Annotated in this window: 1 protein-coding gene and 1 pseudogene; both read right to left on the bottom strand. The window is 63.8% G+C overall.

Annotated features, from left to right (window positions below; translation table 11 throughout):
* Positions 1 to 264: 264 nt before the first annotated feature.
* Entirely contained in the window at positions 265 to 453 is a 189-nt protein-coding gene (locus ASF41_RS25340) for a hypothetical protein (RefSeq protein WP_156653433.1), read from the bottom strand.
* A gap of 512 nt (positions 454 to 965) precedes the next feature.
* Positions 966 to 1692, bottom strand: a pseudogene (locus ASF41_RS21400) (IS3 family transposase); the annotation flags it as partial.

The following is a 1692-nucleotide window of genomic DNA, read 5'->3' as shown; positions in this document are numbered from 1 at the left end:
CTGCTCCGCGTTTGTCTTCTGACCTCGCCGCATTTCCGACTCCTCCGATCCTGGCTGATCCTCTCAATCAGCCCGGTCCAAAGCCAGCCGGTCAGGTCACGGGCGGCCCTCCGTCCTGGGTTTCCGGGTGTTTACCCGGTGGCTCAACCGATGGTGGCTGAACGAGAAATCCGCGACAGCTACTTAAGTTAAGTTGTCAGCGTCGTTGGCTGCCGCGCCTGAGGAGGTGCACCTAGCTCCAGACCCGCTGTGCGGGGAGAAGTGTCAGGTCTGACTTCCCCAGATCTGGCTCACCGAGTCAAGAAGCCAGATCACCAGGAGAGTGCAGAGGACTGTGAACAGCGCTTGGTTCAGCGGGAGCAGGTCGCTCACGGGGGCGAAGTTGAAGACCCAGAAGCCGATGAGGCCGGCAACAGCCCCGATCCAGCCAAGCAGGCGGCCGCGTGTGTCCATGTCGAAGTGCCTCTTGCAAAGGAGGGGATCTGGCCAGCACGCTTCAAGCCTCGTCGTTTGGATTGGCCCCCCTCCCCCAGCCAGCGCACGATGCTCAGACAGGAGGCGCCGCATCGTCCGATCCGCGTCCGAGCAGTCAGATGCTCCTTCCGCATCCATACCGCACCCCTCAATTGTCTCAGCGGTCTGCTGTTCGACCGTAGCACGATCGGCCGCGCTCAGGCTCTTTAGGTCGCCAAGACCCAGCTCAAGCGCGACGTGGGCAGCGATCTCCTCCCGCTTCGCACGCAGAGCCAAAACACGTATCTCTCTTCGCTCCTGCCCCTCAGGACGCGCTGTCCGTTGAGCAAGCGCACGCCGCCAGCCTGGTGGGAGCGCCGCGCCATGTAGCAGCATCCGATCGGTGACACTCGCTAGCACGAGTTGCCAGTGCTCGGGGCTGAGGTCCGCCAGAGCGCCACCAAAACCAAGGTTGTGATGGCCTGCCCCTATCCGGTGGCCCAGGTTCGAAGTTAGTGCATCGTCGGTCGCGCGACGATGGCGGGGCGAGCGGTCGGCACTGAGCCGTTCGGTTCCGTTGGCCAGATGATGACCTCGGGCGCAGGCGGCTGGTAGCCGAGCGACGAGTGCGGTCGGATGCTGTTGTCGTGCCGCCGCCATTGCTCGATCACGACGCTGGCTTCCTTGAGGGTATAGAACACCTCGCCGTTGAGGAGTTCATCGCGCAGCTTCGCGTTGAAGCTCTCGTAAGTCACCGTTCTCCCACGGACTGCCCGGCTCGATGTAGGCGGTCGCAGATCCAACCGCCGCGATCCAGTCCTGGACGGCTTTGGCGATGAACTCCGGCCCGTTGTCCGAACGGATATGACCGGGCACGCCGCGCAGGCTGAACAGGTCGGAGAGCACGTCGATCACGTCCAGCGCCTTGAGCTTACGGGCGACCCGGATCGCCAGGCACTCGCGCGTGAACTCGTCGATGACGTTCAGCATCCGGTACTTGCGTCCGTTGTGCGTGCGGTGCTCAACGAAGTCGTAGGACCAGACGTGGTCAGGTCGCTCGGGCCGTAGTCGCAGGCAGGAGCCGTCGTTGAGCCAGAGGCGTGCCCGTTTCGGCTGACGAGTGGGAACTTTGAGCCCCTCGCGGCGCCAGATCCGTTCGACGCGCTTCACGTTCACCGTCCAGCCGTCACGCCGGAGCAAGGCCGTGATCCGACGGTAACTGTCGCGCCCGTACTGGAC

The organism is Methylobacterium sp. Leaf111, from assembly GCF_001423285.1.
Classification (GTDB): domain Bacteria; phylum Pseudomonadota; class Alphaproteobacteria; order Rhizobiales; family Beijerinckiaceae; genus Methylobacterium.
This window is presented reverse-complemented; position numbering and strand designations above follow the sequence as displayed.